Consider the following 26933-nt stretch of genomic DNA (forward strand, 5'->3'; position numbering starts at 1 on the left):
GAGTTTCTGGGCCGCAACGACGATCAGGTGAAGATCCGCGGTTTCCGGATAGAGCCGGGCGAGATCGAGGCGCAGCTGACGGCGCACGCGGACGTGCGCGAGGCGCTGGTCGTGGCGCGCGAGGACACACCAGGCGACAAACGCCTCGTCGCCTACGTGGTGACGAACAACGAGGTTGTCGGCCTTGCGACGGAGTTGCGTTCGTTTTTGTTGTCGCGTTTGCCGGAGCATATGGTTCCGGCGGCGTTTGTGGTGCTTGACGCGTTGCCGCTGACGCCGAACGGGAAGGTGGACCGTCGGGCGTTGCCGGCGCCTGCGGATGAGGCGTATGCGCGTGGTGTCAGCGAGGCGCCGGTGGGTGAGGTCGAGTCGTTGCTGGCCGGCTTGTGGAGCGAGTTGCTGGGCGTCGAGCGGATCGGGCGACGTGACAGTTTCTTCACCCTCGGCGGGCACTCGCTCCTCGCCGTCCGGCTCGTCAGCAAAATTCAAGTGGAGCTTGGCAAAGTCATCACGCTCCAAGATGTACTGGTGCAGCCGACCATTGAAGGCATAGCTTCGTTGGTCCAAGCGAAACAGACCAAGTCGACTGCGGTGCGGGGCGTCGTTGAGCTGAACTCAGCAGGCTCTCAGCGGCCATTGTTCATCATCCATCCAGCATCGGGGGAGGTCGGTTCCTATCCAGCGTTCGCCGTGGCGATCGGCCGGGATACACCTGTCTTCGGGTTGGAAGCAGCTGGCTTACACGAAGATTCGATTGTCCAGGATTCGGTAGAAGACATTGCTGAAGAATACTTAAGGCGCATTCGCAAGGTGCAACCCGTAGGTCCCTATCGCCTAGCTGCCTGGTCACTCGGAGGTGTCATCGCATATGAGATGGCACGGCAACTCAGTATCGCAAACGAGAACGTTGAGTTTCTGGGTTTGATTGATTCTGCCAACAATCATGCGTTGGGCCATACGGCTCCGCGGTACACAAGCGACGTCGATGACTTGTTGCTGCGCTTGCCAGAACTTATTCCGGCATTTGAGATCGGCCGCCTGCAGGGGTGGGGACAGGCACAGCGCACGGTGAACGATTTGCTCGATGCATGCCAACAGGCTGGATATTTCGACGACGGTCTGACCGCTCAGGATGTGTTGAGGCGAACGAAAGCGTGGCGGACTCTTGTCTCTGCCGCTGAACGATACGTGCCGTTGCCCAGCGGACTGACCATCCATCTCTTCCTCGCCAAGGCACCTCGCGACAGAGAGATCGTCAACAGTTGGCGACATGTTGTAGACGACCGCCTGATCGTCGAAAATATGGAAGGCGATCATCTGTCGATGATGGAAGTTCCTTTCTGCAATCTCTTGGGCGCGTCAATTGCTCGGGCCTTGACACTGAATGGTGCGAGGCCTGTCGCCACTACCCATGCAGGCTCTAAAGGAACAATAGCGTTCATCCTGTTCCCGGAGACGAGTGCGTTCAATGCAAGTTACAACCTCGCGCGTGAGCTGAAGAGATCCGGCTATCGCGTCATCTACCATGGGCCCTCCAAGTACAGGTCACGCGTCGCGGACCAGGGCTTTGAATATCGTTCCCTCGATATGCTGCTGCCGCAAGTAGAGGGGACACGTAAGCGCGGACTCCGTGCGGCCGTGGACTACTGGCGCGCTGCGCGGCTGACGATGTTGCATCGACTGATTCAGATGCAGGCCTCCGACGTCCGCTGTGAGACGGCCTTGATTGCTGACCAAGTTGATCTCGTGATCTCGGATCCGTCGGCAAGAATCGGTGTGCTGCCGGCATTGAAACTCAGCATTCCGATGATCGCGCTCAACTCAACGCTGGCAACACACCGGGCAACAGACATCCCGCCGGTGTTCAGCTCACTGGCCCCGCCAGATATTCACACCCTTGCATCGAGAGTTCGTAATTCTTATGCATGGAGTCGATGCCTGTTTGCAGCTTGGCGGAAGCAGGCGGCAGAGACCGGCTTCCAAATCATCCTGGGACTCGGAAAGAACTCATTCTGGGCTGAAGTGCGCAGAGAGGGCGGAAAAATCTCTTGGAACGAGTACGGGCCTCGCGTCGCCCTTCCTGAACTCGTCACTTCGCCAAGGGGCTTCGACTTCCGTCATATAGATGTCGACACGTCGCGGACATATCTCGGCAGCAGTGTAGATTTGCGGCGGGCTGACGGTGACTTCAGTTGGGATGGATTCAGCGCTGAGAAGAAGACGATATACTGCTCGTTAGGAACATACAGCCATGAATACCGCCACGCCAGGCGACTCTTCGCGGCTGTCATCGATGCAGTGCGGGATCGGGATGATGTTCAGGCGATCATTCAGATCGGTTCGGCAGCCGAGATCTCTGACTTCGGGGAACTGCCGATGCACGTCCGTGTGGTGAAGTTCGCGCCGCAACTGGAGATACTCAGAAAGGCCGATGTGTTGATCACGCAAGCGGGCCATAGCTCTGTTATGGAAGCGTCGTACTTCGGCGTTCCCATGCTGGCATTCCCCTGTTGGTACGATCAGTTCGGTAATGCTGCCCGTGTTGCGTATCACGGCACGGGCATCGTCGGGGACATTGCGCGCATCAACGGAATGAAGATTGCTGACATGCTCGAGACGCTTGACCGTGGTGAGTTCAGGGCTGCGGCGTCGAGGATGCGGGCGATCTTCCGATCTGAGATGAAGCCGGCGGCGGGAGTAGAGGTCGTTGAGCAGACGATGAGGTCCACTTCCTCTCGACACCATGATTTTCACTGCCTGACAGTCACGACTCATAGCAAGTCTCGGCCCAAGTCGGCATGGGGCAGAGCCGGCACTGCTCGGGTCAGCCTTGTGCGACGCGCTGCGTCTGGGGATACCACAACAGGTGAAGGTGTTGAGAAGGACAGTGCGGATGTGGATCTCGGTCGTCAGCATGACGGACTTCGACGAGGTCGACGGTGATAGCACCTTCGGCCTCCTGCGCAGCAGACTGTCCACATGACCGGAGACGCCAAGCCCATCGTGTCGATTGTCCTGCCCGCTCGCGGGCAGGCATTCACACTTGCACGGACATTGCAGTCGTTGGCGCGGCAGACCGTCGACCTCGATGCCGTCGACGTGATCGTGGTCGACGACGGCACCTTGGACGACTCCGTCGCCGACGTCGTCAAACATGCCCCGGATGAGCTGCGTGCCAGGATCGTTCGGCACGACGTCAACCGTGGGCGTGCCGCTGCGCGCAACACCGGGCTCGCCGCGGCCCGGGGAGACATCGTGATTTTCCTCGATGCGGACTCGTGGGCAGTGCCGCATCTCGTACGGCGGCACCTCGACTTTCACTACGCCACCCCGTCGCCGTCGTTCCTGATCGGCGGTCGGCAGGAGCCGACGCTGGACTCGCTGACCGCGTTACGTCCGGGCGAGAGTCAACCGCCCGAACGTGCGCTGGAGCGCGATGTCCGCGCCGACTTCGGGGTCAGTGACCCGTCGAACGTTCGCATCGCGCCGTGGCTGTACGCGTACACGCACAACATCTCCCTGCCACGAGTTGCGGCGACGGAGGTCGGCGGCTTCGACGAGGACCTCACGGGCTGGGGGTGGGAGGACGTCGAGTTCGCCTACCGCGTTTACCGACAGTGGGGTTCGGACGGCAGCCGGTTCAGTTACGACCCCTATGCGGGCTGCTACCACCTGATGCACCTTCGCAACGTCGATGAGATGTCAACCCACGCGATCAAGGGCTTCAGGCACCTCAAGCGAAAGCACCTCCACTGGGAAATCGAACGCTTGGGCACGGCAGAGGGCCACTACCTCGCCGGCCTGCACGAATATCCCCGCCACCTCAGTGGGTTCACCCGCCACCATGCACCCGGCGCCCTCGAGGGCCTCGCGCAGGCGCAGGGGAACGGCCGTCTTTTGTGGATCGGAAACGGCGTTGTCGGGATGACCTCGCACCGCCCTGACGACGTGACGTGCGACCACGCCAGCCCCCCGTCACGGGAAAACTTGCATCTGCTCGGCGTGGACACGCCATGGGCCGACGGGGAATTTGCGGCTGTGATCAGCATCGACGTGTGGCGGATGCTTGCTTCTGGCGACCTGTGCAGGCACGTGCAGGAGTCGCTGCGCGTTGCCGGAGCGCTCGTGATGGTGTGCACCGACGATGCAAGAACGAGTGCCGACCCGGCCTACCTCATCGCGATGGCGCGGGACTTTGGGCTGGCGACGAGCCGGTCGCCGTTCGGTGACCATGGATATTCGGTCAGCATCCGCCACGCTGAGACCGGACCTGCGTCGTGAGCACAGCTTCGCCACGCGAGTCCGGCGCCTCGACCGTTGACGCACACGTTGCCACCCCCCTTCGCCACCGCGGCGCGCGGCCGGTTGCTCGAGCGGGCCCGTCGAGCAACGTGGCGTCCACTCTGCGAACGTCCCGCGATCGCAGCGGATGTCACCGCCGGGGTCGGGCTCGTCGTGGACGGTGATGCCGTAGTCGGTGGCCGGGCCGGCCAGCCCCGAGTCCCAGCCAGAGGTGCTCCGCCTCGACCGGCGCATCGCCGAGGCAACAGCAACGCTGTCCGCCGCGGTCGCAGCCTCCGGCACCACCCTGACCGATCTACACGGCATCGGCGACGTCACCGCCGCGAAGATCCTGGTCCGCGCCGAAGCCGTCAACAGGTTCCGGTCGCAGGCCGCATTCGCCTCGTACTGCGGTGTCGCGCCGATAGAAGTCTCCTCCGATGACATCCAACGACACCGCCTCTCGCGCGCCGGCGACCGACAGCTGAACGACGCCCTGCACGTCATGGCCATGGCCCAGATCAAACGAGCAACCCCCGGCCGGAACTACTACCAGCACAAACAAGCCGCAGGCAAAACCCATAAGGAAGCCATGCGCTGCCTGAAGCGACGCCTGTCCGACGTCGTCTACCGCACCATGATCAAAGATACGGAGACCTCTCTGCTGCCGGCAGGTTGACAAGAGAGGTGCCGTTAGCGAGACAGCCCCTAACGGCAGCTACTTACAAGCGATCGAGGCCGCTATTGCGGGGAACCTTGTGCTCACCTTCTACCGGGTTCTCCATGGATCTTCGCACTACCAGGTTTTCCGGGACCCCCTCCTGCCGCTAGACCTCGACCGAAAGTTCACTGGCTACTGTCTGCCTTGCTCCAGGCCCTGCTGCCGTGGCTCATCAAGTTCTACGGCGACCTGCCAGCAGCAGTCCGACGCCGCAATTCACGGCGGGGCCGCCGGTCGGACGATCGAAGCGACACTGCCACCGGTCACCGGAAGCGGCGGCGCCGATGGCCCGGACTGCCCGTCGGGGACGGCAGTGCCATCGCCGCGGTCCTCGGTGCTTCTGCTCGGCTGAGGCGGAGCATCCCCGCCACGCGGCGGACTCGTTGACGGACGCGGGGTCTTCGAGGTTGGCGTCGGCGCGGGAGGGAAGTCAGGCGGTGGCGTGCTCGGCTCCGACCCCGACGGTGAGGACGGGGGATCGGGGGTGGTGTTGTGGAGTCCAGTGCAGGCGGAGGGCCGGTCGGATCGGAAGCGCCGGTGACCGTTGGCTTCCGTGCGGGCGGCTTTGTTTCGACCTCGATGCGCCACGGCTTGGGGATAAACGCTGCGACAGTCGAACCAGCCAGGCGTTGCCCTACGCGCGATGGGAGTGGACTCACGAACTATTCCTTGCCGTTGTGGTTGCGCCTCTACAGCAGACGGGCCTGTTCGTGCCGCCTCGCCCGATGGTGAAATGGGGCGCTCGCCTTCACGCCCGCTGCACTAACGACCTCGTGCACGGTTGACAGTAGAAGGAGCAGCACCGTCTCATCGAACGGGAGTGTGTCGATTTCCGTGTTTGGGTCTGTGGTGTGATCGAGGTTGTCAGATGGCGATCCGGTCGCTGTAGGCGAGGATCAGGGCGTTGAGGGCCTTGGCCCAACCGTAGACCCGGCCGGTGGTGCTGCCGCCGCCTCGGCGTTTCTGTTGGACGGCGAGGTAGAGGACCTTCATCGCGGCCTGCTCGGTGGGGAAGTGCCCGCGTCGTCGGGCGGCTTGCCGGAACCGGGCGTTCAGGGACTCGATGATGTTGGTGGTGTAGAGAACCTTGCGGACCTCGTGGTCGGTGTCCAGGAACGGCACGAACTGCGGCCAGGAGGTCCGCCACAGTTTGATGACGGCCGGGTACTGGTCGCCGAACTCGGCGGCGAACGCCTCAAAGCGGGCCTCGGCAGCCGCGATGGTGGGGGCGGTGTAGATGTCCCGCAGGGCGGGGGTGATCTTCTGCCAGTCCTTGCGGTTGGTGTAACGCAGGCTGACCCTCACCAAGTGGACGACGCACTGCTGGTGTACCGCCTGCGGCCAGACCTGTTCGATGGCGTCGGTGATGCCCTTCAATCCGTCGCAGTCAGGCCATGAACACGTCCTCGACACCGCGGTTACGTAGTTCCGTGAGGTAGCCGGCCCACTGCTTGGCGCCTTCCCCGCCGGTGCCGGCCCACATCCCGGGCACGTCGCGTTCCCCGTCCAGGCTGATGCCGACCACGACGTAGACGGGCCGGTTCGCGACCTGCCCCTGGCGGATCTTCATCACCAGGGCGTCGATGAAGAAGCCGACGGGGTTGCTCGCCGAGTGGCTGTGGGAGTCCCTCGCCAAGCTGTACCGGGCCGGTGATGACGGATGACGATGGGCTTGCAACCGCGGGGTACGCCGCTGCAGGAACGCACACCCTCGTGGAAGGGCCTGCAAAAGCTCCGCGATGACCAACGCGACGGCACCTACATCGAGGAGTTCCAGCCGGGCGGGAGCCGGGACTGGTGGGTTCGGATTACCTGGGCGGGCCGGCGGCAATACGAGCTGCACCACGCCTGCCACCAGCAGCTGTACCCCGACGTCAAGGCGATCGACCCGGCACCAATCGACGGCGCGCACACCGGCTGGCGCCCAGGTGCATCTGCTCGCCGTCGTGGATCACCGCGACGGGATCGTTTTCGCCCAGACCGACGTCGATGGGAAGACGAACGAGAATCACCAGGTTCGTGCCCACGCTGGACCTGGACGGGGCGATCATCACGGCAGACGCGCTGCATACCCAACGCGACCACGCCCGCTGGCTGATCGAGAACAAGAAGGCCGGCTACGTCTTCGTCGTCAAGCGCAACCAGCGGCGTCTGTATCGACAGGTAAAGACCCTTCCATGGGCGAAGATCCCAGTCCTGGACGTCACCCACGACCGAGGCCACGACCGCCGTGACATCCGCCGGTTGCAGACCATCACTTGCCTCGGCCCCCGATCCTTGGACCTTCCGCCACGTCAGCCAGGCCCTACGGATCCGGCGCCGCCGCTACAACCCGGCCAACGGCCGCTGGTCCATCGCCACCGTCTACGCGATCAACAACCTGACCGCCGACCAAGCCGGACCCGCTGAGCTGACCGACTGGCCACGCAGTCACTGGTCGATCGAAGTCCTGCACACATCCGCGACACCACCTACCGCGAGGACGCCAGCGCCTCCGCGGATCCCGCGCCCTGGCCACCTGCGCAACACCGCGATCAGCCTGCTCCGCCTGGCCGGCATCACATCCATCGCACCGGCGGACATGTCGGCCGTTTTTCTCAGGTTCGCATTGAGCAAACACACCTTTTGCGCACAGCAGCACCGTGATAGCCTCCGATTAGGAGGGTCTACTTACGGCTCAGTCTGAGACCGAGGTCGACCGGCTTGAGGCGACTCCATTCTGGACACGGTCTACCCGACCGGACCATCCATTCTCACGCGCAGGCGCCGTCATGCGGCTGGCGCTTGGCGTCCCCTCCATGGCAGCGGAGTCGACCCATGATCTACCTGAGCACCGCCCCCGACGACTGCGCGTTCAGTGGTTTGCTCGCCGCCCAGACCGGCGAGTTGCTGATGCGACTGCGTGACGAGATGGGCTTCGCCGACCCGAAGGCGCTGCGTGCCAGCGGAGACCGGCAGGCACACGAGTTCCTCCTCACCGAGCTGGCCCGCTGGCGGCCCGGCGACGCCGTCCTGAGTGAGGAGGGCGAGCACCGGGGCGACGACCGGGCCACCGCCGACCGGGTGTGGATCGTCGACCCACTCGACGGTACCCGGGAGTACGCGGAAGCCGGCCGGACCGACTGGGCGGTACACGTCGCACTCTGGGAACACGGCGTCCTCACCGCCGGAGCCGTCGCTCTGCCGGCCCTCGGTGAGGTGCTGACCTCACGGCAGCGACCCGCGCCGCCCATCGGCCGGGATCCGGTCCGCATCGTCGTCAGCCGCACCCGGCCACCCTCGTTCCTCGGCGACGTGGCCGCCGCGGTCGGCGGCGAGCTCGTACCGATGGGGTCGGCGGGCGCGAAGGTCGCCGCCGTGGTCCGCGGCGCGGCTGACGCCTACATTCACGCGGGAGGGCAGCACGAGTGGGACTCGGCGGCACCGGTCGCAGTCGCCGCGGCGGCAGGGCTGCACGCGTCGCGGGTCGACGGCTCGCCCCTGGTCTACAACCAACCTGATCCGAAGATGCCCGACCTGCTGGTGTGCCGCGCGGACCTCAGCGAGCGGCTGCTCGCCGCGATCGCATCCGCCACCGCCGGCGCTGCGGAGCCCGGGCAGCAGGCACCGAAGGAGCCGATCCGATGAGTGAGAAATCGATCAAGGACATCGTCGTGTTGGGCGAGTCGGAGGGCGTCGAGCGACCCATGACCATAAGCCCACCAAAAGCGATCGGCGGCAGTCTGTCCGTCATGGATACTCTGCATTTCGTCAGCCGCGATTCGGCGTTCGTCGCCGGCATCTGGGAGAGCACGCCCGGAAGGTTCCACGCGTTCTACGAGGAAGACGAGTTCTACTACATGCTGCACGGCAAGGTGACCATCTCCGACGAGGACGGCAACGCCCGCACGTTCCACCCCGGCGACTGCATCGTCGTCCCGGCGGGATTCGTCGGCACGTGGGAGGTGCTGGAGCCAACGAAAAAGTTCTACGCCCATCACCGCCCCGCCTTGTGCGAGTAGGCGGCGGCGAGCAGCTCCATGTACCCGTCGAACCAGCGGCGCACCGTCGACGAATGGTACAGGTCCCGCGGGTACTCCACCTCACCGAGGTCGCCGTGTTCTCGACCGCCGCCAACATCCCGGCAGCCGTCTGCTGGACGGGCACGCCGAACCCCGCTGCGGCCGCGACGGGAGGGCGGTGGCGGCGACTGTGACGGTGTTCTCGTGAGCCGGGTGGCAGGGAGCCGCCCGCGCGTTTCCCGGTGGACGGCGTCGCACTCGTCGACCACCACCCGGAACGCGAGCCGTTCGTAACGGTCGTGCCCTCGACGCACGCCGCGGTCCAACCGCGCCCTCGGCGTACGCGCCGAGGGCGGCGCGAGGTAGCTGGAGTGCCGGCCAGTCGGCTCCACGCGGCCGAGGCTACGCACAACCTCAAATATTCATTACAGACGGTTGCGCATCGTAGTTCTTACGTGGTTCTACCGATGCTAGCCGCGGACGTCCGCCGGGATACTCGGCGCAAAAGCCTCATCGGGACCAGCACTTTTGAATTTGCTGCGGAAAGGACCTTCACATGGGCGCCACCGATTCTGATTCGCGTCCGTTGCTGTTGCTCGTCAGCAGCGGAGGGCGAATCTACCGGGAGTACACCCTCCGATCCGTGAGCACGCGGTACGCGCTGTGGCTGTTAGCGCCGGACCTGCCGACCTGGCAGTCGAAGTACCTCGTCGGCTCCACCAAGGTCGACACGCGGGACAGCAACGCCCTCATCGAGGCCGCCCGCGAGGTGTCGTCCACGTACGCGCCGGTGCGCGGCGTGTTCTGCTACGACGAGTCCCGGATCCTGCCCGCCGCCGTAGCGGCCGAGGCGCTGGGGCTGCCCGGCCACCCCGCCGCAGCCATCGAGGCGTGCCGCGACAAGCATGCCGGCCGGGTTCTGATGGCCAAGGCGGGCGTGGACCAGCCGGTCTCGATTGCGGTCGCCTCCCTCGAGGAGGCCCGGAAAGCCGCGGCGCAGGTCGGCTACCCGCTGGTGATCAAGCCACGGGCGCTGTCCGCCAGCATCGGGGTCAGCCTGGTGCGGGACCCCGCGGAACTCGACGCCGCATACCGGAAGAGCCGCAGCGCCTTCGTCAGCGAGCTGCCCCCGTGCCCACAGCCGAACGTGCTGGTCGAGGAGTTCGTGACCGGCACCCCGATCAGCGTCGACGCCGCCTGCCACAACGGGGTGGTGACGCCACTCGTCCTGGCCCACAACGAGACCGGCTACCCGCCGTACTTCGAGGAGTTGGCGCACATCGTACGCGCGGACGACCCGCTGCTCACCGATCCGCGTGTGCTCGAGACACTGCAGGACTCGCACGCCGCTCTGGGCCTGACGGAGGGGATCACCCACACCGAACTGCGGGTCTCCGAGCGGGGCGCGCTGGTCATTGAGGTGAACGCCCGAATCGGTGGCGACCTCATCCCGTACGGCGGGCTGCTCGCCCGGCAGGTCGACGTGGGTCTGATCGCCGCGGACCTGGCGGTCGGCGTGGAGCCGGACCTGTCCGCACAAGGCCAGAACACGGCCGCCATCCGCTTCTTGTATCCGCCGTACGACATGGAGGTCACGTCGATCAAGGTCGACCGGTCGCAGGTGCCGGACGGCGTGACGATGCTCGAGACGATGGTCTCGCCGGGGCAGAAGCTCCTCCTGCCGCCGAACGACAACGTCAACTGCCGCACGGCGGTCGTCGTCGCCGTGGGCGAGGACGAGGCGAACGCGCTCGAGCGGCTCTGTAGGGCCAGCGCGGCGGTCGTGGTCGAGGGCGTCCCACTCGGGTCGGATCGGCCGGAGTGAGCACGGCAGAGGTTCGCGACGATCCGGTCGGCATCCTCGCCACGCTCCGCCAGTTGCCGCCGGCGATCTGGGCGTTGCTGGCCGGCACGGTGGTCAACCGGCTCGGCGCCTTCCTGCAGATCTTCCTGGTCCTGTACCTCGTCGAGCGGGGCTTCTCGGCAGCGCGGGCGGGCCTGGTGCTGGGCGTGCTCGGCGCCGGGTTCATCGTCGGCACGCTGGTCGGCGGCTGGGTCACCGATAGGCTCGGATCACGGCGGACCATCGCGCTGTCGATGTCCGGCGGTGCGGTGCTGACCGTGACGGTGCTCTACCTGGACGCGTACCCGGCGATCGCCACCACCGTGTTTCTGATCGGTGCGGTGAGCCAGGGATACCGCCCGGCTGCGGCAAGCATGCTCAGCAGCCTGACGCCGCCGGCCCGGCAGGCGATGGTCTTCGCGATCTACCGCCTGGCGTTCAGCCTCGGAACGACGGCGGGGCCGCTACTCGGCGCGCTGCTGGTGCAGGTTTCGTTCAAACTCATCTTCTGGATCGAGGCGCTCGCCGCCGCGGCGTTCGCCGTGATCGCGCTGCTCACTCTCCCCAACGACACGTCCCGCACCAAGGCGGCCGACGACCGGGACGGCACCGGCGCCGACCCGCCGGTCGGACCTGTCCGGGGGTACCTGATGGTGCTGTCCGACCGGAGGTTCGCGCTGTTCCTCGGCGCGCTGCTACTCAACACGCTCGTGTACTTCCTGTACCTGTCCGCACTTCCGCTGTCCGTGCAACGCGCCGGCCACCCGGCCACCGTGTACGGCCTGCTGGTCACGCTGAACGCCGCGGTCGTCGTCGCGGTCGAGGTCGTGGTCACCAAGTACACCCAGCGGTGGCCGGCACGGGTCGCGGTGGTCGCCGGCATGGCGCTCATGGCGGCCGGGATGAGCATGTACGGGTTGCCGCTGGGGATCGCCGGCCTTGTCGTGGCGACGGTCATCTGGTCGCTAGGCGAGACCGTCGGCGGCCCGACGATTTACAGCTACGGCTCGCGCGCCGCCCGTCCGGGGTTGAAGGGCCGCTACCTCGCGTCCGTGGAGGCGATGATCTCGATCGGCTTCGCGCTGAGTCCGATACTCGGCGCCGCCGCCTGGTCTCGGTTCGGCGACGGCATCTGGGCGCTGTGCGCGCTCGTCGGCCTCGGCGCGGTGATCGCGGCGACGTTCGGCGTCCGCTCTGATCGGCAGCTCACCGACGCCTCCGATATGAAAGCGTCCGATGTAGTCGGCAAGGCAGTGAAGCCGAAGGCCAGAACGCACGATTGAACACCGGACCAAGGGTGCCTGCCAGACCGGCGGGCACCCTTGGTGGCCGGTTCGGGGTCAATGTGCGCGCACGCTCGCCGCCGGCCCTGGCGCGAGCAGGTTGGCGTACGGGTTCAGCGTGTCCGTCGGGTGGTACTCGAGCTGGATCTGGTTGCCCAGGCCGAACTCCTCGGCGAGCTCCAGGAAGACGTCGAGGGCCAGGTGGTCCTCGACGGCGATGCCGGTGGAGTCGAACACGGTCAGCTGGCTCTGGTACGCGACGGCCTGGGCCGGGTCGGCGCAGAGCTCCGCCAGGCCCGGGCCTGGATTCCGCCCGCCCATCTGCTGGCACTCGCCTTCCCGCGAGGCCTGCTCCAAGTGGTCAGGGCAGACGAACGCCCGGTCGAGCAGACCCTTCGGCAGCTCGGTCTTGCCGGCCAGGTCGGAGCCGACCGCGTTGATGTGCAGGTGTTCACGGTGACCCCGCTCGGGCAGCACAGGCCCGTGCCCGCGCGGCGACGAGGTGGCGGTGCAGATGATGTCCGCCCGCGCGAACAACTCCTCTGTGGTGGCGGCGCGGACGTCCAGCCCGGTGAACGCCACGCGCGCGGCGAAACTCTCCAGGTGAGCCGGCGTGGTGTCCCACACCAGTACCTCGCGGAGGTCGAACACGCGGCTCAGCGCATGCACCTGGGTGATCGCCTGCGCGCCCGCCCCGACCATGCCCACCACCCGGCTGCGCGGGTTGGCCAGGAGCCGACTGGCGACCGCCGAGGCGGCGCCGGTCCGCATCGCGGTGAGCAGCACCGCGTCCATGATGGCGACAAGCCGTCCGGTGACGTCGTCGTACCGGGCGACATTGCCCAGGATGGTGGGTAGCTGGAACTCGGTGGGGTTGGCCGGGCTGTACGCGACGGTCTTGATAGTCACGCCGCGGCCCGGCTCGTGAAACGGCATCCACTCCAGCACGCCCGTTGCCGTCTCGCCCCGCGTGAACCCGCCGCGCGGCGGTGACTGCTGGTCGGTCAGGCCGGCGGCCGCCAACCCGGTGAATAGCCGTTCGATGATCCTGCTCATCAGCTCGTCGTGTCCGACGGCGCGGACGATTTCGTCGATTTCGGCCTGGCCGACCACAAGACTCTTCATGGAACTCCTCGGGATAGTGCCCGGATTCCGCGCAGATTGCGACCCCGATCCTGCGTCACGGCTGGCGGCTTAGCATCCGTCCCCGTACCTAACCCACACCTAATCGCGGCGGCATGCCGTGGTGGCTTACGGGTTTTCACGGATGCTAAGCGGTCGGCCGAACTGCGATGGTTCGGACCGCAGCTTCATCGGTGACGGGCTCGGTGGTCTCAGTTGGACATTGGGGTGTTATGACTATGACAGCGACGGCGCAACCAACTATCCGAAGGACCGCGGACCGGGTTGTCCTGGTCTCCCTGATGAAGACCGGCACCCATCTGATCCAGGAGCTCATGGTCGCGCTGGGCTACGGCATGTACGGCTCTTCCCGGGTGACCGCCGACATTCGGCCGTTGTTCGACGACGCCATCCGCCGGCGCGTCGCCGAAATGGTGTACGACGAGGACGTTCTCGCGCGACTGGACAAGGCGGACGAGGCGGAGTTCCGCGCCGAAACCGATCGGGCGTGGGACGCCCTGGGCTGGGCGTGGCAGCTTAAGTTCGGTCTGCCCCTGGAAAATCGGTACGGACTGGAGCTCATCGACACCGACCTGGTGCGGCAGGCCCGCCACCGCCTGGCCGCCTCGGACTTCGCCGACACCCCGCCCGGGATCTGCTGGGTGGTGCCGGAGTTCGACATCAAAAAAATTGACGGCCGCTTCATACGGGAGTGGCACGAAACCGGCGAGCCCCGGATTATTTTCAACTACCGCGACCCGCGCGACACTCTTCTCTCGATGGTGAACTTCCTCGACGGCAAAACTGCCGGCGGATACGGCTCGTACAGCGAGTTCCAGGCGTTTAGCCGGATTCTCGGGACCAAGGAAACGATCGAGGACAAGCTGACCTACGCAATGTCCGACCCTTCCTTTCCGGGCAACGGCGACTTTGAACGGTCACAGTGGCTACTCGACCACCCCGGCGTTTGCAAGGTCTCGTTCGAGGAGTTGGTCGGACCGCGGGGCGGCGGAACGGTCGAGGCACAGCAGGCGGCACTCCAGCGGATCCTGAGCTTCCTCGGCGTAGACGCGCCCTCCGATCAGCTATCCCAACGGCTGTTCCGGCGTGACTCCTTCTCCTTTTATAAAGGACAAATCGGGAGCTGGCGCAAGGCGTTCACCCAGGACCACACAACCATGTTCATGCACCAGTGGGGAACGACGCTCCGCAAGTACGGGTATGCGGCAGAATAGGGAAGAAGTGGACTCCCAACACCAGGACGAGCCGATTCTCGACATTTTGGGCATCGGCTTCGGCCCGTCCAACTTGGCCCTCGCCATCGCCGTGTTCGAGCACAACCGGAGCGGCACGAGCGAGCCGGTCACGGCGGAGTTCCTCGAGCGCAAGCCGGAGTTCGGCTGGCACCGTGGGATGCTCATCGACGGCGCCACGATGCAGGTCTCGTTCCTCAAGGACCTGGTCAGCCTGCGCGACCCGACGAGCCGGTTCAGCTTTCTGTCCTACCTGCACGACCGGGGTCGGCTGATCGACTTCATCAACCACAAGTGCCTGTTTCCGTCGCGAATAGAGTTTCACGACTACCTCGCGTGGTGCGCTGCGCGACTGGAACACCTAGTCCGCTACGGCCAGGAGGTCGTGTCGGTCCGGCCGGTGTACGCAGGCGACATGGTCACCCACTTCGAGGTGCTTTCCCACGACCAGCACGGCAACACGCACACCCGCTTGGCGCACAACATCGTCGTCGCGGCCGGCCTGGTGCCCCGGTTTCCCGACCAGGCGCCGCCGTCACCGCGGGTCTGGCACAGCCACGACCTGCTGTACCGGCTGGACACGCTGCCGGCCGACGCGCCCACACGCTTCGTCGTGCTCGGCGCCGGGCAGAGCGCCGCCGAGGTCGCCGAGTACCTGTACCGTAGCTACCCGGATGCCGAAGTCTGCGCGCTGTTCTCCCGGTTCGGGTACAGCCAGTCCGACGACAGCCCGTTCGCCAACCGCATCTTCGACCCTGGCACGGTCGACATCTTCCACGCCGCACCCGACGAGGTACGCGGGTCGCTGCTGGCCTACCACTCGAACACCAACTACTCCGCCGTGGACGTCGAACTCATCGAACAGCTCTACCGGCGCTCCTACGCGGAAAGCATCCACGGCACACCCCGGCTGCGGCTGCTCAACGTCTCCCGGCTCGTGGGCGTGCGCGACGTCGACGCCGGGCCGGTCGAGGTCGTCGTGCGGCGCCTGGACACCGGCTCGGTGGATCGCCTGACGGCCGACGCGCTGATCTGCGCGACGGGCTACGAACCGAACGATCCGCTGTCGCTGCTGGGCCACGTGGGCCGGCACCTGCGGCGCAGCGCGGACGGCCGGCTGCGGGTCGACCGGGACTACCGGATCGCCGCCGACCCCGCGCTGCGCGCCGGTGTGTACCTCTGCGGCGGCACCGAGCACACCCACGGCATCAGCTCCTCGTTGCTGTCCAACACCGCGATCCGCGCCGGGGAGATCCTCGCGTCGGTCGTGGAACACAGCCGCGTGCTGCGCGCCGCACCGCTTCCCTTCATGGTGGCGAGCAACGCCCCGCTGCCTTGACCAGAGCGAGGGAGCAATGATTACCAAGTTCCAGATCGGCAAAGTGAACGCCGTCACCGAGTTCGGCATGGTCTGCCAGCGCCTGGTGCCGTGGAACGGCCAGGCGCCGGAGCCACCGGTCGGCGCGATGGCCTGCTTCCTGCCCGCCGGCTCGGAGTCCATGCCGGACTGCCATAACCAGACCGAGGTTATGTTCGTGCTGTCCGGAGCCGGGACTGTTCGGGTCGGTGGCCAGCAGACCGCGATCGACGAGTTGGACCTCGTCGTGATACCGGCAAACGAGGAGCACGTGGTGTACAACCCGAATGGCGCCGAGCTGAGCTGGGTCTCGTTCTGGTGGCCCCTGCACGAGCCGGGCTCCCCCGCCGCGCCGGAAGGAGTGCGCGATGAGTGACCCGTTGTGGCTGACCGCCACCCCACCGACGCCCAACGGCGAGTTGCACCTCGGCCACATGGCCGGGCCGTACGTCGCGGCCGACACGCTGCGCCGCTTCCTGCTGGCCGACGACGTACCGGCGCTGATGACCACCGGGCTGGACGACCACCAGAGTTACGTGGCCCTGCGTGGCGACCGGGACGGGCGCGGCGCCGAGGAGACCGCCGACGACTACGGCAGGCGCGTCATCGCCGGGTGGCGCGGCGCCCAAGTCGACTTCGACCGGATCGTCGAGCCACGGCGGCTACCCGGCTACGGCGAGTTCGTGCAGGCGTTCCTGCAGAAGCTCTACGACAATGACGTGATACAGCCCAGGACCCGGCCGCTGCCGTACTGCGACCCCTGCGACCGGTGGCTGTACGAGGCGTACGTGACCGGCGCCTGCCCGCACTGCGGCGCGGAGTGCAACGGCAACGCCTGCGAGGCCTGCGGCCGGCCGAACGACTGCGGTGACCTCGGCGACCCCCGCTGCACGCTGTGTGGCTGCCCGGCCGGCCTGCGCGACCAGCGCCGGCTCTACCTGCCGCTGGCGCAGGTGGCCGACCGGCTGGCCGCGTTCTGGAAACGGGTGGCGATGCCGCCGCACGTCCGGGCGATGTGCACGCGGATGCTGGCCGACGGGTTGCCCGAGATAGCCGTCAGCCACCCGACCAACTGGGGTGTGCCGGTGCCGGTGCTCGGCTTCCAGGACCAGCGGATCTACGTGTGGTTCGAGATGGCACCCGGCTACCTGCTCGAATTCGATCCCGACAGCGCCCGTCCGACCACCGGGCCGGTGCAGTTCTTCGGCTTCGACAACAGCTACTTCCACGCGGTGCTGTTCCCCGCACTGTTCATGCTCTGGGACGACACCGTGCCTCTGCCGGCGGCGTTCGTCGTCAACGAGTTTTACCGCCTGGCCGGCGACAAGTTCTCGACCAGCCGCCGCCATGCGGTCTGGGCACTGGAAGGGCTCGCCGCCGACGGGGTGGATGCTTTGCGGTACCACGTCCTGCGCACCCGGCCCACCGGCCGGCAGACGAACTTCGATCCGGGCGACCTGGCCGCCGCCCGGACCCACCTGCACGAGGTGTGGAACGGCTGGCTGCGCGGGCTGGTCGGGGCGGTCCATGCGGAGACCGGCGGGGTGGTGCCCGAGGAGCGGCCGGAAGGTGCCGACTGGGAGCTGCTGCACGGGCGCCTGACCCGCACCTCGGCCGAGCTGCGCGAGGCCTACTCCGTCGCCGGATTCGACCCCCGCCGGGCGATCGGCCTGCTGGACGAGGTGGTGTACTGCGCCCGCGACTACGGGTTCACGCAGAGCCACGAGCGGGAGCGGCCGGCGTACCGCGCCGCGCTGACCGGGCAGCTCGCCGCGGCCGCCGCGCTCGCCGCCTGGGCGGGACCGGCGCTTCCGGCCGGCGCTGCCCGGCTCGACGCGGTACTCGAGACGGCCCCGGGCCGGCGGGTCAACGCCGCGGCGCTGGCTCCCCCACCGCCCGGGACGGTGCTCGCCGCTGCCCCGGAACGGATCTTCGGCGAATGACGGCCCCGCACCTGCCCGCACGGGTGGCCGTGGTGGGCCCGCTCACCGGTCCCCGGGCAGCGTGGGGCGAGCTGCTCACCTCAGCCGCCCGCCTGGTCACCGGCACCTCGCCGCGGTGGGAGTGGCACGACGACCGCGGGGACGCGGAAACCGCACTCGTCCGGGCTCATGAGATCGTCGCGGACGGTGGGTACGCCGCGGTGCTGGGCCACTTCAACAGCGGCGGCGCGCGGTTGGCGCTGCCGGTTTACCGTTCCGCCGGGTTGCCGGTGGTCCTGCCGCTGGCCACTGCCCAGGGGCTGCTGGCGGGCAGTGGCGGCCTCGCCCTTCGGCTCTGCCCAGACGACGCCGCCCAGGCCGCAGCGGTCGTTCGGGCTTGCCGGAAGGCCGGAATCGGCCGCCTCACGGTCGCCCACGACGGCAGCGACCACGGCGAAAGCCTGGCTCGACTGCTGCTCGGCGCGGTCGACACCGGGATGTCCGTCGTGGAATTTGACGACTCGCCGCTCGGGCCGCACACGGCGCTGGCGGTGTGCGGCATCCACCACCGGGTGGCCGACCTGCTGCGCCGGATCCGGCCGGCGCCCGAGGTCCCGGTCATCGTCACCGACGACTGCGACGTGCCCGAGTTCAGCGCGCTCGCCGGCCGGGCGGCGGACGGCGTGCGGGTCGTCCGGCTCTCCGGCGGCGCCGCGGCCCGGGTCACGGCGGCCTTCGCCGCGCTGGCCGGCGCGCTCGGCAAGCAGCCGCGCGAGCGCGGCGTCACCCTGCTCGATCTGGTCCGCGGCGAGCTACCCGACGACTTCGACGATGACGGCGACCCGGTCGGCGGCATCACCGGCGCCGGCTGGCAGGTCGATCCCCTCCCGGCGGCGCCCGGGAAAGCGACCCCACGGCGGTACGACGTGGCGGTGATCGGAGCCGGCGTGGTGGGGCTCGCGACCGCAGCCGAGCTGGCCGAGGCCGGCACGCGGGTGGCGGTGCTGGCGGCGGACGGCGGAACGGCCTGCGCCAGTCGGGTGAGCGGCGCCCTCGTGCGGGCGTTCGCGCTGGAGGAGGCAGAACGGTCGCTGGCGCTGGAGGCCTTCGGGAGGTTGTGGGGGCGGCGCGGCCTCGCCTCCCGGTACGGCTTCCACCGCTCCGGCTCGCTGGTGCTGCTCGGTGCCGACCACATGACCAAGGCCCTCGTGGGCGTGGAGGCGCTACGGGCCGCGGGCGTACCCGTGGAGGTCCTGACCGTCGCCGACCTGGCCCGCCGCTGGCCGGACCTGCGGACGGCCAGCCTCGCTGGCGCCGTTTGGGAGCCGGCCGCAGGCTACGTGACCGCAGCCGTCGCGCTGAGCGCGCTCGCCGACCGCGCCCGCCGGGCCGGCGCCGTCACGCTGCCGCCGCGGCGGGTGGGCACGATCGCCGCCGCCCCGGACGGCGGCGCGCTCCTCGACGGTGACATCCACGCGGCGGCCGTGGTGGTCGCCGCCGGCTGTGACAGCCCGGGCCTGCTCGGTCACCGGTGGCCAGCGAACGCCCGCGCGCGCACCCGAGCCATAAGGTACGCCATCTTCGCCGGCAGAGGGCGGCGGCTCCCCACGATCGTAGACTTCTCCACCGGCATGTGGGGCCGCCCCGACGGCGCTAACGGGTACCTGGCCGGCGTCCCCGTTGACGAGTGGGGCGTACCCCCGTCGACCGGCACCGGGATCACCGACCCGCAGCTGGACTGGATCCGCGGCGGCGCCGCACGGCTGCCGTTCCTCGCCACGGCGCGGATGCTGGCCGGACGGTTCGGCACCGACCTGTACCTACCGGAAGGGCCGCTGCTTGGCTCCCTGCCCGGCACGCCGCCGGCCGTCGTCGCAACCGGCTGGTCCGGCGGCGGGTTTAAGACCGCACCGGCCGCGGCCGCGCGGGCAGCGGCCGCGGCACTGCAGATTCTGGAAAGTGGACGAGGAGGCCGGACAGCATGATCAAACCCGGGATACCGGAGGCCGCCAACGAGATCGTCGTCACCGACCGCCGGCTGCTGGCCTGCCTGGAGGATGGCCAGCCGGACATCGGCACCCTCTGGGAACTCTGCATGTACTTCGAGTTCGACCGGGAGGAGACCGCTGACGGGATCGCCGCCTGGCTCGGTGAGCCGCGTGGTCAACGGATCCTCGACTGCGCCTGCGGCAGCGGCTTTCCAGCGCTGGAGCTGATCCGCCGTGGCTACGACGTCACCTGCACCGACGGCAGCGAGATGATGCTGCGCCACTTCCGACGCAACGCGCGGATCGAAGGGCTCGACATCAAACCCGTCCTGCTGGACTGGGCCGACCTGCCCGGCCGGTACGACCGCGAGTTCGACGTGGTCATCAACAGGGGCGGCGGCAACTACATCTACGCCGGTGTCTGGGAGGAGGAGGGGCTAGCGGCCGAGTCGGCGATGGCCGAGGCCATCGGCCAGTGGGCCGCTTGTGTACGCCCGGGTGGACGGCTCTATGTAGACACCACCCGAGCGCAGGACCTGGATCGAACCGAGCCACAAATCGTCCGCCATCCGACGATGGTCATCGGGGACCACCGCGTCGACATCGTCGAACAGGTCAGCATCGACCGGGTCCGGAGACGCCGGGCGTGGGAAAGCGAGCTGACCGTGGACGGGGTTCGCACCAACTTCCGGCGCCGGTCTCACTACATCCGCCACGAACAGCTCCTCGCCGCCCTGCGCGACCTCGGCCTGGAGGGCATTCGCCGCGAACCGATCCGCGGCGAGTTCTACGACGTCTACACGGCGACCCGTCCCGGCGGACCCGGCTCCGCGGGCCGGCCCGTCGCCACCGAGGAGGTACCAGACCGATGAGTCGTATCGAACGTCGCCGCTGCCTGGTGCTGGTCATGCGGGCCCGCCTGATCGGCCTCGTCGACCACATGCAGGCGATGCTCGACCTGGGGGTGGACATCCACCTGATCACGGTCGAGGCGCCGCACGTGTCGATCGACCCGCGCTTCGCCTCGGTCACGCAGCTGCCCAGGCAGGCGCCGCAGGAGGAGTTCGTGGCCGCAGCGGTACTGGTGGCCAAGGAGCAGGGCGCCGCCGCCGTCATCACGTTCGTGGAAATGGACATCGAGATCGCCGAGACGGCGAACGCAGCGATGGGCAACACCTGGGCGGCGGTGGAGGCCGCGCATATCTGCCGCGACAAGCTGCGCCAGCGTACGTTCCTCGCCGAGCACGGCATCCCCACCGTCTGGTTCCACCCGGTCAGCGACATCGACACGGCAGTGGCCGCTGCGGCGGCACGCGGGCTGCCCCTCATTCTCAAGCCCACCCGAGCCGCCGCCAGCGAGTACGTCGAGCTGATCGACAACCCCGACCGGCTCCGCGCGGCGCTGCGGCAGATCCAGGACGTGGTCCGCGACCGGCGCGCCTTCTACTACGACAACGCGGAACGCGACTGGGCGCTCCTCGAGGAGTACCTGCCGGGCCAGGAGGTGACGCTCGACGGCGTGGTGCTCGACGGCGAGTTCATCCTCGGCGGCGTGCACAACAAGCGCCACTCGACGGGGCCATACTTCGACGAGGACCTGTACACGCTACCCTTCGACAAGCCCGAGCACGAGGCGGAGCTCGTCGACATCGCGACCCGGATCGTGCGTGGGCTGGGCATGCGGCTCTGCATGTTCAACGCGGAACTGCGGGCCGACGCCGACGGGCGCTACCGCGTCATTGAGTTCTCGATCCGGGTATCCGGCGGCCACCCGTACCGGCATATCAAGGACGTCTACTCGATCGACCTGGTGCGCATGTTCGTCCGGGCAGCCTGCGGCGAATCTGTCGCCGACATCCTGGTCCAGGAGAATCACCGGCGGCCACCGCGAATGACGGTTTGCGCGAAGGTGATCTACGCCAATGGCCATGTCGTGCGCAATAGTCCTGGTGAGGCCATGCACTCGCCCTATTTCCGGGTCTATTTCCCCACCGCCCGGCCAGGTACGGAGGTGGTGGCCGGCGCCCGCGGGTTCGACTACACTGGCCTGCTCTCGGTATGGATGCCGTGGCAGCCCGGCCAGGACCCGGCGGTCGTACACGCCGTGGCCACCGATCTGGCCACCAAGCTGGACTTCGAGGTGCGGCCATCACGCTGAGCTCAATAACATGGGTGAACTTCAAAGAACGGATAACCTCCTTCGGTCTCCTAGACTGCATCTAGCGGGGAGGGGGTTTCGTGAACCGATACGACGCGTCCACGATGGGTCCGCTGGTCGGCCGCGACGATTTGGTGAAGCAGCTGGCCGCGGCGGTGGATCAGGTGGTTGTCGGCCGACAGACGGTGGTGGAGATTTCTGGTGAGCCGGGCATCGGCAAGACCCGCCTACTCGCCGAGACCTGCCGGCTGGCCGCCGCGGCCGGGTTGCGGGTGTACGCCGGTCAGGCCTGGCAGCTGGAGCAGGAGGTGCCGTTCGCCATCCTGGCCGAGGCCCTACAGGCGGCCATGGCCAGGTTCAACGACACTGATCCCAGACTGTTCATGTCGGAGGGCTGGCCCGACGCGAGTCCGGCCGACCGGGCCAGGATCCGCACCGCGCTACGGGCGCTGCTCGAGCGGGACGGTCCGACAGCGCTCATCCTGGACGACCTGCACTGGGCCGACTCGGCGTCGCTGGACCTCGTCGAGTACCTGCTGCGACGGCCGCCCCGGTCCCCCATGCTGATCGCCGTCTCGTACCGTAGCGCCGCGCCGCCGCGCCAGGTCGCGTCGGCGATTGTCCGCCTGGGCTCGGCGGCGGTGCGAATCAGCCCAGGCCCACTGCGGGCCGAGGACCTGGAAGCACTGTTCGGGCACGAGTCGCCGGCCCGGCGCGCCCTGCTGCTGCAGGCCAGCACGGGCAACCCGCTCTATCTCCAGGTGCTGGCCAAGCTCCGCGACGAGCAGCTCGCCGCCCTGTGCCGGGACACGCCGACCGCCCGGGACGCCGACGAGGTCACCTCACAGGTGCTGGCCACGCTCGCCAGCGACGTCGCCGCGCTGGACGAGTCCAGCCGACGCGTGGCGATCGCCGCCGCCCTGGTCGGCGACAGCGCGGCGACGAGCCTCGTGGCGCATGTCGCGGACCAGCCGGTGGGGGCGACCCTGGAGGCGCTCGAGCGGCTGTGCGCGGCCGGCATGGGACACTTGGACAGCGCCTGGTTCTCCTTTCGGCATCCGCTGATGCGCGCGGCCGCCCAGAGCCTGGCCGAGCCGGCCTGGCGGATCGGCGCCCACGCGCGCGCCGCCGCCTACCTGCGGGTCCACCGCGGCTCGCTCCAGCTCATCGCCCACCACCTCGATCGCTCAGCGCAGTACGGCGACGAGAGCGCCGCCGCCGAGCTGATCAGGGCGGGTATGGCGATGGTCTACCGAGCGCCTGGCGCGGCGAGCCGGTGGCTGGGCACCGCCCTACGCATCCTGCCCGCCGACACCAGCGGGCAGCGGGCGGACGTGCTGCTGGCGTACGCCCGTGCCCTCGGCCTCGCCGGCCAGCTGGACCAGAGCTGGACGGTCCTGCAGGACCTGCTGCGCCGGGACGGCGGCCCGATGCGGGCCAAGGCGGCTGAGTTCGGCGGCGTGGTGGCCCGGCTCCAGGGCGACCTCGACGCGGCGACGTCGCTGCTCAGCACCGAGCTGAGCCGGGGGCAGCGGCCCCAGGCGGCCGGCAAGCTGCACGTCGAGCTCGCCGCCCTGGCCGCGCTCCGGGAAGACACCCTCGACACGGTGCGCCATGCCGAGCAGGCGCTGCGGCACTTCCGCGAAGACCGGCTGGAGCTGGCCGCGGCGGCCGAGACGCTGCGCGCCTTCGGCGCGCTCTACTGTGGACGGGTGCAGGCCGCCCAAGCGGCCACCGAGGCGGCCAGCCGGCTTGTGGACACCGCCAGTGACGTGACCCTGCACCCACACGTGGAATTCTTCGGGCCGCTGATCTGGGTGCAGACCGAGCTCGGCCGACAGCTCGCGGCCGCCCGGCACATGGACCGCGCCTACCGGGTCGTCGACGGAGCCGGCAACAGCAGCGCCCTGTCGTACCTGCTGCTGGTCGACGCCGCCCGGCAAACCAGGGCCGGCCGGCTCGGCGAGGCGATCCAGCTGGCCGAGCGGTCCGTGCAGGCCGCCGACGACATGGGCAGCATCGAGGTCCGGAGCATGGCGGAAGCCGTGTCCCTGCGCCCGTTGCTGTTCGTCGTCGGGCCCTCCCGGGTGATCGCCACCGCCCGCCGGCTGTCCGCCGCCGGCCGTCCCCGGGCCCGCATGTGGTGGCGCGTGGGCCAGCTCAATCTCGCCATCGCCCACCTCGCGGCCGACGACCTGAAGGCGGCGGTCGACCTGACCGCAGAACCGGGCTGGCCCAACCACCCGCCGTCCGTGGTCCTCCGGCTGGTCGTCCGTGCGGTGGCGATGACCCGCCTGGGCGACCCACGCGCTGCCTCGGAGGCCGTGCAACAGGCGGAGGAAATCGCGGCCACAATGGGGCTCGACTACGAACGCGGGCTGGCCGCCCTCGGCGCGGCCTACGTGGCGATCCCGACGGAGCCGGACCGCGCGGCGCACCTCGCCGCCGAGGCGATCACCCGCCTCGGCCCGACCGACGCGCCGCTCGAGGCCGCCATCGGCGAGCAGCTACGGGGTGTCGCCCAGTTCCATGCCAACCGACCCGATGAGGCTCGCGCGGCGTTCGGGCGGGCCAAGGCCGGATACCGGGCATGCGGCGCGATCTGGCTGCTCAACCAGATCAGCCGGGCGGAGGTGCGCCACGCCGCGCGCCTTCCCCGGCCGGGACGCGGTCCTGTTGGCGCCGGGATCCTGAGCGGTCGGGAACGGCAGGTCGCGACCCTCGTGAGCGAAGGGCTGACCAACCGCGAGATCGCCGCGCGCCTGTTCCTGAGCCAGCGCACGGTCGAGGCCCACCTGTCGAGGATCTTCTCGAAGCTGGACATCCGCTCCCGAGCGGCACTCGCCAACCGGATCCGTACCTGACGGCGCAGAGCGACCCGAAGAAGACCTTCGGCTGCCGTCGAGCGCCGGAACTGCGGTGGCATCGCCGTGGATCCCGGTGACCCTCGCGGCGTGATCCTTCGCTGACCGGCCGCGGGCTGTCCAACCGCGACATCGCCCAACAGCTCGGGGTGTCGGTGCGCACCGCGGAGGGGCACATCTACCGGGCTTGCGCCGAATTCGGCGTGAGCCGCCGCACCGACCTTGCCGACCTGCTCTGAACGGGTGACCGCGAGTACCTGCGCGCCGAGCCGCCAGGAAGACGAGTAGTCGACTACTCACACCCCACCCTCGATCGTCATGTTTCAATGGACATGACGCTGTCACGCCAGGCAGTTGTCTATTCACGAAAGGTGGTCACCGTGCTCTTGTCATTTGCTCGAAACGTCCGCCGCAGCGCAGTCCTCTGCATGCTGCTGCTCGCGGCGCCCTTGATCGCGGCCTCGCCGGCACAGGCCGGCGTCACGCCAGACGTCCTCTCCGGGATGTCAGCCGAGCGGATGGAGCAGGTCGGTAGCGTGGCAGCGCTCTGCCGGAGCAACGTTGCCATCAGGTCTACGGGCAACGGGAGGTTTGTATCAGCCGACCTCGATCGCGATCCGAATGAGCGAGGGATGTTGCGGGCAAGCTGGGCCAGCACCATAGGCCCATGGGAACTGTTCACCGTGTGCTTTGACTACACGTGGTGGAGCGGGCCGATGACCCTGTACTCGCAGGCGAACGGCCAGTTCGTAGCCGCCGAACTCAACTACGGAGGCCCCAGCTACGCCATGCTGCGTGCGAGGGCCAGTCAGGTCGGCCCGTGGGAGCGGTTCATCCTCAACAACACCTTCAACACGTTCTCCATCCAATCCGAGGCCAGCGGTCTCTTCGTGACGGCGGAGATCGGGTACTCCGGTAGCAGCAATGGAATGCTGCGAGCCCGATCGGGTTCCGTCGGCGCCTGGGAGAAGTTCGAATTCGTGGGCTGATATCGTCACCGGCGTGGTGGGTGGTCAGCCGCGGCCCCGGCGTTGTTCAAGCTTGAGGTGTTCTGTCCGGGTTGAGGACCGGACAAGGTTCGGATTTGTGGGACGAGCGCGACTCTGATGATCTTTCGGACGCCCAGTGTCGCGTGATGCTGATTGCATTATCCGTTCTTGCTTGCGTGTAGGCGCGTGACCTGCAAAAACTCGGCGCTCGCCGTAAAGCGTGGATAAGGCGAACGCAATCACGGGACACTAGTCCTGAAGATCGTTCCTGGAGTCGCGCTCGTGTCGTCATCTTCGCTGATCGACCCTGTTGTTGACCACCTCGCTGATCTGGCGTTGTGGGAGGCCGAACTGGTCGGGGGATCCGGGTGAGGCCGATCCGTTGTCGTTGGCGTCGCCGTTGCTCGACCGGTTGCGGAGGGTCGCCGATCCGCACCGGCTCCGAAAGTGTGGCCGGGTGGCGCTGCTGCAGCGGTTATTCCCGACCGCCGACGCCACGAACGACGACTTCGACACCCCGGGGGTGTTCCAGGTGCAGTGGGGCCGAGGCAAAGCACCGCACAGTAGCCGCCCCTGCCAGTAACGCCGGCGGCGTGGCACCTACAACTACTTCCGGAGCGGCGCTTGGTCGACTCATCGCCTGCCCAGCCAGATACCCTAAGCCAGGCATCTGTGATCAGCGGTTCGCTACCCAGGCAGCGCCGCGCAGGGCATCGCCGGGCAGTACGTGGGGTGTCGTTCCTGCGTTCCCGGGCACAGGCCATCGGCGATTAGGAGTACGGCCACCGCCAGCGGGGTTCAAGCGCACTCTTCTAGCCGCGAATCGCGCGGCTCGAACGGGACCGCTGTCGCTCTAACATCAACCGCCGATCACGACGGGCCCTCCGAGATAGCCGATGTCCGTCGAGCCGGACGCGACCTGGACTCGGTAGCCCCCAATGCAGCAGAACCTGGGCGATCCCCGTCGTACCGGCCGGGTTAGCGGAGTGGACGTAGAGACACCGATGTCGAACCGGCGATCCTCATCGGTTGCTGTCCGACCGAGCGTGACCGATGTGCGGATGGTTGGCTGCGCCATCGTCGGCCGCGGTGGCTGTCGGTGCAAGGTCGCCCGGTCAGCGGGTTGTGGCGATGAGGCGTCGGAGGGGGCG

At 67.9% G+C, this 26933-nt stretch carries 22 protein-coding genes; 17 read left to right on the forward strand and 5 right to left on the reverse strand.

The genetic code is table 11. The features are described 5' to 3' along the window. The 3 genes from E1193_RS14115 to E1193_RS14125 form a co-directional block, all read left to right on the forward strand. On the forward strand, nucleotides 1-2943 hold a 2943-nt coding region (locus tag E1193_RS14115; RefSeq protein WP_132183651.1), incomplete at its 5' end, for a thioesterase domain-containing protein. Between the two features lie 36 nt (nucleotides 2944-2979). After that, nucleotides 2980-4281: a glycosyltransferase family 2 protein gene (locus E1193_RS14120; protein WP_132183652.1), complete on the forward strand. Its 1302-nt coding sequence runs from the start codon at nucleotides 2980-2982 to the stop codon at nucleotides 4279-4281. A gap of 232 nt (nucleotides 4282-4513) precedes the next feature. Next, nucleotides 4514-4960 (forward strand): transposase, encoded by a 447-nt coding sequence (locus tag E1193_RS14125; RefSeq protein ID WP_165945730.1) that lies wholly within the window; start codon nucleotides 4514-4516, stop codon nucleotides 4958-4960. A gap of 906 nt (nucleotides 4961-5866) precedes the next feature. On the opposite strand, the gene E1193_RS14130 is transcribed toward E1193_RS14125, so the two are convergent. The 3 genes from E1193_RS14130 to E1193_RS32480 all read right to left on the reverse strand — a co-directional run bounded on the left by E1193_RS14130 (nucleotide 5867) and on the right by E1193_RS32480 (nucleotide 7029). Next, nucleotides 5867-6379, reverse strand: a complete 513-nt coding sequence (locus E1193_RS14130; protein WP_279433337.1) for a transposase — start codon at nucleotides 6377-6379, stop codon at nucleotides 5867-5869. A 10-nt stretch (nucleotides 6380-6389) separates the two neighbouring features. Continuing rightward, complete coding sequence (locus tag E1193_RS33770) at nucleotides 6390-6638, reverse strand: transposase (RefSeq protein ID WP_279433338.1); 249 nt, start codon at nucleotides 6636-6638, stop codon at nucleotides 6390-6392. 238 nt (nucleotides 6639-6876) lie between these two features. Further along, nucleotides 6877-7029, reverse strand: coding sequence for a hypothetical protein (locus E1193_RS32480; RefSeq protein WP_207922695.1), 153 nt, complete (start codon nucleotides 7027-7029; stop codon nucleotides 6877-6879). Between E1193_RS32480 and E1193_RS32485 the strand changes: the two genes are divergently transcribed. From E1193_RS32485 to E1193_RS14145, 3 genes are all read left to right on the forward strand, one after another. After that, nucleotides 7022-7411 carry a hypothetical protein gene (locus E1193_RS32485; RefSeq protein WP_207922696.1) on the forward strand — a complete coding sequence of 130 codons (390 nt, stop codon included), beginning with the start codon at nucleotides 7022-7024 and terminating at the stop codon, nucleotides 7409-7411. The two genes, E1193_RS32480 and E1193_RS32485, sit on opposite strands and share 8 nt — an antisense overlap. 408 nt (nucleotides 7412-7819) lie before the next feature. After that, nucleotides 7820-8629 carry a 3'(2'),5'-bisphosphate nucleotidase CysQ gene (locus E1193_RS14140; RefSeq protein WP_132183654.1) on the forward strand — a complete coding sequence of 270 codons (810 nt, stop codon included), beginning with the start codon at nucleotides 7820-7822 and terminating at the stop codon, nucleotides 8627-8629. After that, nucleotides 8626-9003 (forward strand): cupin domain-containing protein, encoded by a 378-nt coding sequence (locus E1193_RS14145; protein ID WP_132183655.1) that lies wholly within the window; start codon nucleotides 8626-8628, stop codon nucleotides 9001-9003. The genes E1193_RS14140 and E1193_RS14145 overlap by 4 nt, the downstream gene beginning before the upstream one ends. On the opposite strand, the gene E1193_RS14150 is transcribed toward E1193_RS14145, so the two are convergent. Then, nucleotides 8979-9395 carry a hypothetical protein gene (locus tag E1193_RS14150; RefSeq protein WP_132183656.1) on the reverse strand — a complete coding sequence of 139 codons (417 nt, stop codon included), beginning with the start codon at nucleotides 9393-9395 and terminating at the stop codon, nucleotides 8979-8981. The genes E1193_RS14145 and E1193_RS14150 overlap by 25 nt on opposite strands. 251 nt (nucleotides 9396-9646) lie before the next feature. Between E1193_RS14150 and E1193_RS14155 the strand changes: the two genes are divergently transcribed. After that, nucleotides 9647-10828 (forward strand): ATP-grasp domain-containing protein, encoded by a 1182-nt coding sequence (locus tag E1193_RS14155; protein ID WP_165945731.1) that lies wholly within the window; start codon nucleotides 9647-9649, stop codon nucleotides 10826-10828. Further along, complete coding sequence (locus E1193_RS14160) at nucleotides 10825-12129, forward strand: MFS transporter (RefSeq protein WP_132183658.1); 1305 nt, start codon at nucleotides 10825-10827, stop codon at nucleotides 12127-12129. The genes E1193_RS14155 and E1193_RS14160 overlap by 4 nt, the downstream gene beginning before the upstream one ends. A gap of 57 nt (nucleotides 12130-12186) precedes the next feature. Here E1193_RS14160 and E1193_RS14165 read toward each other — a convergent pair whose 3' ends face one another. Further along, a complete protein-coding gene (locus E1193_RS14165) occupies nucleotides 12187-13254 on the reverse strand; it encodes an ornithine cyclodeaminase family protein (protein WP_165945732.1) in 1068 nt (355 codons plus the stop codon). A gap of 299 nt (nucleotides 13255-13553) precedes the next feature. Between E1193_RS14165 and E1193_RS14170 the strand changes: the two genes are divergently transcribed. The 9 genes from E1193_RS14170 (at nucleotide 13554) to E1193_RS14215 (ending at nucleotide 25782) form a co-directional block, all read left to right on the forward strand. Beyond that, nucleotides 13554-14486 (forward strand): hypothetical protein, encoded by a 933-nt coding sequence (locus tag E1193_RS14170; RefSeq protein WP_132183659.1) that lies wholly within the window; start codon nucleotides 13554-13556, stop codon nucleotides 14484-14486. A 7-nt stretch (nucleotides 14487-14493) separates the two neighbouring features. Further along, nucleotides 14494-15843, forward strand: a complete 1350-nt coding sequence (locus E1193_RS14175) for a lysine N(6)-hydroxylase/L-ornithine N(5)-oxygenase family protein (RefSeq protein ID WP_243707615.1) — start codon at nucleotides 14494-14496, stop codon at nucleotides 15841-15843. 16 nt (nucleotides 15844-15859) lie between these two features. Then, complete coding sequence (locus E1193_RS14180) at nucleotides 15860-16237, forward strand: cupin domain-containing protein (protein WP_132183661.1); 378 nt, start codon at nucleotides 15860-15862, stop codon at nucleotides 16235-16237. Next, on the forward strand, nucleotides 16230-17804 hold the full coding sequence (locus E1193_RS14185; protein ID WP_132183662.1) for a class I tRNA ligase family protein: 1575 nt from the start codon (nucleotides 16230-16232) through the stop codon (nucleotides 17802-17804). The genes E1193_RS14180 and E1193_RS14185 overlap by 8 nt, the downstream gene beginning before the upstream one ends. After that, nucleotides 17801-19768: an FAD-dependent oxidoreductase gene (locus E1193_RS14190; protein WP_132183663.1), complete on the forward strand. Its 1968-nt coding sequence runs from the start codon at nucleotides 17801-17803 to the stop codon at nucleotides 19766-19768. Before E1193_RS14185 ends, E1193_RS14190 begins: the two co-directional genes overlap by 4 nt. Continuing rightward, on the forward strand, nucleotides 19765-20643 hold the full coding sequence (locus tag E1193_RS14195) for a class I SAM-dependent methyltransferase (protein WP_132183664.1): 879 nt from the start codon (nucleotides 19765-19767) through the stop codon (nucleotides 20641-20643). The genes E1193_RS14190 and E1193_RS14195 overlap by 4 nt, the downstream gene beginning before the upstream one ends. Nucleotides 20644-20678: 35 nt before the next feature. Further along, nucleotides 20679-21929, forward strand: coding sequence for an ATP-grasp domain-containing protein (locus E1193_RS14200; protein WP_165945733.1), 1251 nt, complete (start codon nucleotides 20679-20681; stop codon nucleotides 21927-21929). Between the two features lie 80 nt (nucleotides 21930-22009). Continuing rightward, nucleotides 22010-24793 (forward strand): helix-turn-helix transcriptional regulator, encoded by a 2784-nt coding sequence (locus E1193_RS14205; protein WP_132183666.1) that lies wholly within the window; start codon nucleotides 22010-22012, stop codon nucleotides 24791-24793. A 326-nt stretch (nucleotides 24794-25119) separates the two neighbouring features. Beyond that, nucleotides 25120-25782, forward strand: a complete 663-nt coding sequence (locus tag E1193_RS14215; protein WP_132183667.1) for a hypothetical protein — start codon at nucleotides 25120-25122, stop codon at nucleotides 25780-25782. The last annotated feature ends 1151 nt before the right edge of the window (nucleotides 25783-26933 follow it).

This window comes from Micromonospora sp. KC606 (genome assembly GCF_004348675.1).
GTDB lineage: Bacteria > Actinomycetota > Actinomycetes > Mycobacteriales > Micromonosporaceae > Micromonospora.

What these genes read in the sequence shown, in the direction of transcription:
- E1193_RS14120 (WP_132183652.1), top strand. Translation starts at nt 2,980, where the DNA reads ATGACCGGAGACGCCAAGCCCATCGTGTCGATTGTCCTGCCCGCTCGC.
- E1193_RS14140 (WP_132183654.1), top strand. Translation starts at nt 7,820, where the DNA reads ATGATCTACCTGAGCACCGCCCCCGACGACTGCGCGTTCAGTGGTTTG.
- E1193_RS14145 (WP_132183655.1), top strand. Translation starts at nt 8,626, where the DNA reads ATGAGTGAGAAATCGATCAAGGACATCGTCGTGTTGGGCGAGTCGGAG.
- E1193_RS14165 (WP_165945732.1), bottom strand. Translation starts at nt 13,254, where the DNA reads ATGAAGAGTCTTGTGGTCGGCCAGGCCGAAATCGACGAAATCGTCCGC.
- E1193_RS14170 (WP_132183659.1), top strand. Translation starts at nt 13,554, where the DNA reads ATGAAGACCGGCACCCATCTGATCCAGGAGCTCATGGTCGCGCTGGGC.
- E1193_RS14180 (WP_132183661.1), top strand. Translation starts at nt 15,860, where the DNA reads ATGATTACCAAGTTCCAGATCGGCAAAGTGAACGCCGTCACCGAGTTC.
- E1193_RS14185 (WP_132183662.1), top strand. Translation starts at nt 16,230, where the DNA reads ATGAGTGACCCGTTGTGGCTGACCGCCACCCCACCGACGCCCAACGGC.
- E1193_RS14190 (WP_132183663.1), top strand. Translation starts at nt 17,801, where the DNA reads ATGACGGCCCCGCACCTGCCCGCACGGGTGGCCGTGGTGGGCCCGCTC.
- E1193_RS14195 (WP_132183664.1), top strand. Translation starts at nt 19,765, where the DNA reads ATGATCAAACCCGGGATACCGGAGGCCGCCAACGAGATCGTCGTCACC.
- E1193_RS14200 (WP_165945733.1), top strand. Translation starts at nt 20,679, where the DNA reads ATGCGGGCCCGCCTGATCGGCCTCGTCGACCACATGCAGGCGATGCTC.
- E1193_RS14215 (WP_132183667.1), top strand. Translation starts at nt 25,120, where the DNA reads ATGGACATGACGCTGTCACGCCAGGCAGTTGTCTATTCACGAAAGGTG.